Below are 6,416 nucleotides of genomic sequence, written 5' to 3' on the forward strand. Positions count from 1 at the left end.
GACGGGGCCGTGCCGTGGTGCGGGTGAACAGCGCCTGGCGGCTCGTCCGGGCGCGGACCCGTCGACGGCTCCGCGAGTGGCCGCGGCTGTGGCGCTCGTCGCTGCAGGTGCGTGTCATCGCGTCGACCCTCGCGATCGGCCTCGTCGCGCTCGGCGTCGTCGGGCTGTACGTCGGCGAGCGCATGCGGGACGGGCTGTTCGACGCGCGCATCGACCAGGTGCTCCAGGAGAGCGCGCGCAGCACGCGGCAGGCGCAGGACACGTTCGACTCGTCGGACGCGACCACGGCCACCGAGGTCCAGCAGCTGGTCAAGGACGTCGCGTACTCGCAGCGCACCGGCGGCCTCGGCGAGCGGGAGGTGTTCCTCATCCGCGCCCCGGGGCAGAAGTCGGCGGTCTCGATCTCCGCGCGCGCGTCCGACGAGGCGCTGCTGCCGCTGGTCAGCAAGGAGCTCCGCGACGCGACGGCGGACGGCGGGCAGCACTGGCAGTCCGTGGCGATCCCGCTCGACGGCGGAGGCGTCGCACCCGGGGTGCTCGTCGGCCAGGACGTCGAGGTGCACCTCGTGGGCACGTTCCAGCTGTTCTTCCTGTACAGCCTGCAGGCCGAGCAGGACCGACTCGACTTCCTGCAGCGCACGCTCGCGCTCGCCGGCGTGGCGCTCGTCATCCTGCTCGGCAGCATGACGTGGCTCGTCACGCGCCAGACCGTCTACCCGGTCCGGCGCGCCGCCGAGGTCGCGGAGCGGCTCGCGGACGGGCACCTCGCCGAGCGCATGCCCGAGCGCGGCGAGGACGAGATGGCCACCCTCGCGCGGTCGTTCAACGAGATGGCCGCGAGCCTGCAGGACCAGATCCGGCGCATGGAGGAGCTGTCGGCGGTGCAGCGCCGGTTCGTCTCCGACGTGTCCCACGAGCTGCGCACGCCGCTCACCACCATCCGGATGGCCGGTGAGGTCATCCACGCGTCGCGTGCGGACTTCGACCCCGCCGTGAAGCGGTCGGCCGAGCTCCTGCAGACCCAGCTCGACCGGTTCGAGGACCTCCTCGCGGATCTCCTGGAGATCAGCAGGTTCGACGCGGGCGCCGCGGTGCTCGACGCCGAGGGTCGGGACCTGCGCGACGTCGTCATGAGCGCCGTCGACCACTCGGCTCCGCTCGCCGAGCGGCGTGGTTCCTGGCTGAGCGTGCGCCTGCCGGACACGCGCTGCGTCGCCGACGTCGACCCGCGCCGGGTCGAGCGCGTGCTCCGCAACCTGCTCGTCAACGCGGTCGAGCACGCCGACGGCAGCGCCGTCGAGGTCACCGTGGCCGCGGACGACCAGGCCGTCGCCGTGACCGTCCGCGACTACGGCGTGGGCATGACGCCCGACGAGGTCTCGCACGTGTTCGACCGGTTCTGGCGCGCCGACCCCGCCCGGGCCCGCACGACCGGCGGGACGGGCCTCGGGCTCGCGATCTCGCTGGAGGACGCGCACCTGCACGGCGGGTGGCTCGAGGCGTGGGGCCGGCCCGGGCGTGGCGCGAGCTTCCGGCTCACGCTGCCGCGTCGCGCGGGCATCCGGCTGACCGGGTCGCCGCTGCCGCTCGTCCCCGACGACCCGCCACCGCCGGACCCGGTGCGCCTGTCGGTGACCCGACCGCACACCGACCCCGCCGCGCTCCCCGACCTCGAGAGCGGGCACGAGCGCGACGACAACGACGACGCCCCCGCCGACGTGCCCACCGACCAGCCTCAGGAGGTCCGATGACGACCGCCCGTGGCCGCGCACGCGCCCTCCTGCTCGCCGCGCTGACGGTGCTCGCGCTCGCCGGCTGCGTCGCCGTGCCGACGTCGGGCCCGGTGCAGGAGGGGCGGTCGGAGATCGTCGAGCCGGCGGGGATCGTGTCGCTCGCGGAGGGCCCTCGCCCGGGTGCGAAGCCGGTCGAGCTCGTCGAGAGCTTCCTCATCAACGCGCCCCTGGACATGGACAACCAGTTCGCGGTCGGCCGGCTGTACCTCGCGGGCGACGCCCGCGACTCCTGGCAGCCGCTCGAGGGCGTCGTGGTCGTCGGGACGCCGGACATCACCGCGGTCGGCAACGCGACGGTGCAGGTCGACGCCCCGGTGGTCGCCCGGCTCGACGCCGACGGGCGCTACTCCGAGGCGCCCGCGGGGGCGCGTGACTCGCTGAAGTTCGAGCTCGTGCAGGACGACGAGGGCCAGTGGCGCATCTCGGACGCGCCCCAGGGCCTGATCGTGTCCGAGCTGGACTTCGAGAGCCTGTTCCGGGCCACGTCCCTGTACTTCCTGTCGCCGGACAACCAGTACCTGGTGCCCGAGGTCCGGTGGCTGCCGGCGTGGAACCTCGCGACGTCGGCGGTGCGCGCGCTGCTCGCGGGTCCGTCGCCGTGGTTGCGCGACGCGGTCCGCACCGCGGTGCCGGAGGGCGTCCAGCTCAAGCCGCAGGCCGTCCCCGTCGACCACTCCGGGGTCGCCACGGTCGGGCTCGACGCCGCCCGCACCTCGGCGGTGCTCGACGCGGACCGGCCCCTGCTGCTCGCCCAGATCGAGGCGACGCTGGCGCAGGTCCCCGAGGTCGGCAAGGTGCAGCTGCAGGTGGGCGGCGTGCCGCTCGAGGCCGACGAGGGCTCCGCGACGCTCCAGCGGGCCGCGCCGCCGAGCGGTGACCTCGACCTGCTCCAGGGTGACCGGCTCGTGCAGCTCAGCGGCAACGACGTGATCCCGGTGCAGGGCGTCGCACCGCTGACCGACCTGGACCCGCGCAGCCCGGCCCGCAACGACGACGGCTCGGTGCGCGTGCTCCTGTCCGGCAGCAACACGCTCGTGACGATGCCCACCGGCAGCACCCCGCCCGAGACCCTCGTGACGGGCTCGAACCTCGCCGCGCCGTCGGTGGACCGGTTCGGGTGGGCGTGGACCGGCGACGCGGCCGGCGAGCTGCTCGCCGGCAGGGCCGGTGCGCAGGCCGTGCGGATCCCTCCGGAGTGGGCCGAGGGACGTGCCGTGACCGCGGTGCGGGTGTCGCGCGACGGTGCCCGGCTCGCGGTCGTCTCGCGGGGCTCGGACGGGGTCACGGTCGACGTCGTGGGCGTCACCCGGGACGCGTCGGGCGTCCCGCAGTGGGTCGGTGAGCCGGTGCGCGTCGGCGTCCCGCTCGTCGACGCGTGGGCGGTCGTGTGGCTCGACGAGTCGACGCTCGGCGTGCTGGGGACCAGCGGGGGTGCGGCAGCCCTGCAGCGCGTGCCCCTCGCCGGTCCGACCAAGGCCCTGCCCGAGGTCGGTGACCTCGTCGGCGTCGCCGGCGGCAAGGTGCCGTACGTGAGCACGGCCGACGGCGGGCTCCTGCGCCTCGTCGGTCAGTCGTGGGTGCGGGTGCCCAAGGTCGAGGGCGTCGCCGACCCCGCCTACCCGGGCTGACCGACCCGCCCACAGCCGTCGCGGGGAGATCGCCGTCCACCATCCGGGCGGCGCGCGTCCGACACACGGCCGGGGCGGGTGAACCTCGACGCATGGGACCCGACCTGGCCCGGGCGCTGCTCGGGCTCGTGCTGCCCGTCGCGTGCGCCGGCTGCGACGCCGACGACGTTCCATGGTGCGACGCGTGCGCACGGCTCCTGTCCGTCGTGCCGTGGCGGTGCGAGCAGCGCGCCGGTCGGCTCGACCACCTCGACGGCCGGGCGCCGCTCCCGGTCTGGACGTCGGCCGACTGCGTCGGCCCCGTGCGGCGTGCGGTCGTGGCCTGGAAGGACCGTGGTCGGGCGGACCTCACACCGACGTTCCGGTCGGCGCTCGCGGATGCGGCGCGCGCGACGGCCGCGACCTGGCCGCGGCGGCCCGGCGAGGTGCTGCTGGTGGTCCCGGCACCCTCCACGGCGGCGGCGCGTCGTCACCGGGGCGCGGACCTCGTCGGCGAGCTCGCCCGGGGCGTCGTCGAGGGGACGACGGGCGCGCGCCTCGCGCCCGTGCTCGCGCGCCGTCGCGGAGGGGACCAGGTCGGGCTCGGGGTCCGGGAACGGGCGCGGAACCTGCACGGGCAGGTCGTCGTCCGGGCGCGGGGCCGACGGGTGGTGGAGGGCAACCGGGTGCTGCTCGTGGACGACGTCCTGACCACGGGGGCGACCCTCGCGGCGTGCACGGCCGCGCTCCGCGACGCCGGTGCCGACGTCGTCGGGTGCCTCACGCTCGCGTCCACGCCCGTGCCCGGGGCGACGCGGCCCCGGACGCCAGTGGCACTCGGGTGAGACGGCGCTGCGGATTGGATAATGCGCGACGCCGGGGCTTACCGTGGTGGTCAGAGCCGACGGTGTCGGGCCGCACCCCTGAGGGGTCGACGAGCCCGGACTGCGGAGGAGGTGGTGCCGCCTGATTGCCCCGTCGGGGCAAGCACAGTGCATGTCGCCCGGGCGGCGCTGACGCCGCCCCTGACCTCCCAGGAGGCTCACATGGAGATCGTGGTTGCAGGCCGGCACACCGAGGTGCTCCCGAAGTACCGGGCACACCTCGAGCAGAAGCTCGCGAAGGTCGAGCAGCTGGCCCCCCGCGCCCAGCGGATCGACGTCCTCGTGTCGCACGAGGCGAACCCTCGTCAGTCGGGCAGCCGTGAGCGTGTCGAGCTCACGGTCGTCGACAAGGGTCCCGTGATCCGCGCCGAGGCGTGCGCCGACGACCGTTACGCCGCGCTCGACCTCGCGCTCGCGAAGCTGCTCGAGCGCCTGCGTCGCACGCGTGACCGGCGCAAGGACCACCGCAACCACACTCCGATGACGCCTGTGGACGTCCGCCCGCCCGACGACCTGTCCGACGCCGTCCCCGACGCCCCGACCGTGGGCCCGGACGGCGCGGTCGAGACGACGTTGGGCGACTCGCCGGTCGTCATCCGCGAGAAGGTCCACGAGGCCTCGCCGATGACGGTGGACGACGCGCTCTACGAGATGGAGCTCGTCGGTCACGACTTCTACCTGTTCGTCGACGCGGAGACCGCCCAGCCGGCGGTCGCGTACCGGCGCCGCGGCTGGAGCTACGGCGTGATCAAGCTCGACATGCCCGTGACGGGCGCACCCGTCGCCCAGGGGGCGGCCGTCGCAGGCTGACCACCGCGCACGGCGACGCCCGGTCCCCTCGCGGGGCCGGGCGTCGCCGTGTCGGTGCTGCGCGGCAGGATGTCGTCATGGCCCGTCCCGAGCAGCTCTCCCTGTCGCAGGCACGCCGGCTCGCGCTGCGGGCCCAGGGGCTCGACCGCCGTCGCCGGGAGCCGCGCGGCCCGGTCGACGCGCGCGGTCTCCAGCAGGTCGTCGACCGGCTGGGGCTGCTGCAGATCGACTCCGTCAACGTGCTTGCCCGCGCGCACCTGGTGCCCGCCTTCAGCCGCGTCGGGCCGTACGACACCACGCTCGTGGACCGGGCGGCGGGTCGTCCGCCGCGGCGGCTGGTCGAGGCGTGGGCGCATGTCGCGTCGTACGTCCCGCCCGAGACCTTCCGGCTGCTCGAATGGCGCCAGCGCGACTACCTCAACGAGGCCTGGGGTGCGATCGCCGAGGTGCCGCTCCAGCACGCACCGGTGGTCGACGAGGTCCGCGCGCTGATCGCCGAGCAGGGTCCGCTCACCGCGCGCGAGGTGCAGGTGCGGTTCGAGGCCGAGCACCCCACCACGCGCACCGAGTGGGGCTGGAACTGGACGGTCGCCAAGCGCGTGCTGGAGTTCCTGTTCTTCACCGGCGAGGTCACGTCCGCGGGCCGGAACCCCGCGTTCGAGCGCCGCTACGACCTCACGTCGCGCGTGCTCCCCGCGGACGTGCTCGCGCAGCCTGCTCGGTCGGACGAGGACGCGGTGCGTGCGCTCGTCCAGATCTCCGCGCGCGCGCTCGGGGTCGGCACGGTCCGTGCCCTCGCCGACTACTTCCGCATCCCGCAGCGCCGGGCGGTGCCGGCGATCGCCTCGCTCGTCGAGGACGGCGCGCTCGTGCCCGTCGAGGTCGACGGCTGGGGCGGCCGGCCCGCGTACCGGCACCGCGACGCCACGGTGCCGCGGTGGGCCACGGGTGCGGCGCTGCTCAGCCCGTTCGACCCGCTGGTCTTCGAACGGCAGCGGCTCGAGGACATGTTCGGGCTGCGCTACCGGATCGAGATCTACGTGCCCGAGCCGAAGCGCGTGTGGGGCTACTACGTGCTGCCGTTCCTGCTCGGGGAGACGATCCCGGCGCTGCTGGACCTCAAGGCGGACCGGCGAGCGGGCGTGCTCAGGGTGCACGCGGCGCACCGGACGGACGTGCCCGGCGTCCCGGGCGACGACGTGCTGCTGCCCGAGCTCACGGCCGAGCTCGAGCTGATGGCCCGGTGGCTGGGTCTCGACAAGGTGGCCGTCGGTGCACCCGACGGGTCGCTGCGGGGCGACCTGGCGGGCGCTCTGCAGCAG

General features: G+C 75.0%; 5 protein-coding genes. All 5 read left to right on the forward strand.

Annotated features, from left to right (window positions below; genetic code table 11):
• Positions 1-14 precede the first annotated feature (14 nt).
• On the forward strand, positions 15-1,751 hold the full coding sequence (gene mtrB, locus J7523_RS13180) for an MtrAB system histidine kinase MtrB (RefSeq protein WP_291887272.1): 1,737 nt from the start codon (positions 15-17) through the stop codon (positions 1,749-1,751).
• Positions 1,748-3,421, forward strand: coding sequence for an LpqB family beta-propeller domain-containing protein (locus tag J7523_RS13185; protein WP_291887276.1), 1,674 nt, complete (start codon positions 1,748-1,750; stop codon positions 3,419-3,421). Before mtrB ends, J7523_RS13185 begins: the two co-directional genes overlap by 4 nt.
• A 92-nt stretch (positions 3,422-3,513) precedes the next feature.
• Entirely contained in the window at positions 3,514-4,245 is a 732-nt protein-coding gene (locus J7523_RS13190) for a phosphoribosyltransferase family protein (protein ID WP_291887280.1), read from the forward strand.
• Between the two features lie 201 nt (positions 4,246-4,446).
• Positions 4,447-5,094, forward strand: coding sequence for a ribosome-associated translation inhibitor RaiA (raiA, locus tag J7523_RS13195; RefSeq protein ID WP_291887283.1), 648 nt, complete (start codon positions 4,447-4,449; stop codon positions 5,092-5,094).
• A gap of 77 nt (positions 5,095-5,171) precedes the next feature.
• A partial coding sequence (locus J7523_RS13200; RefSeq protein ID WP_291887286.1) for a crosslink repair DNA glycosylase YcaQ family protein occupies positions 5,172-6,416 on the forward strand: 1,245 nt, incomplete at its 3' end.

It is taken from the genome of Cellulomonas sp. (assembly GCF_017744555.1).
Taxonomy (GTDB): domain Bacteria; phylum Actinomycetota; class Actinomycetes; order Actinomycetales; family Cellulomonadaceae; genus Cellulomonas.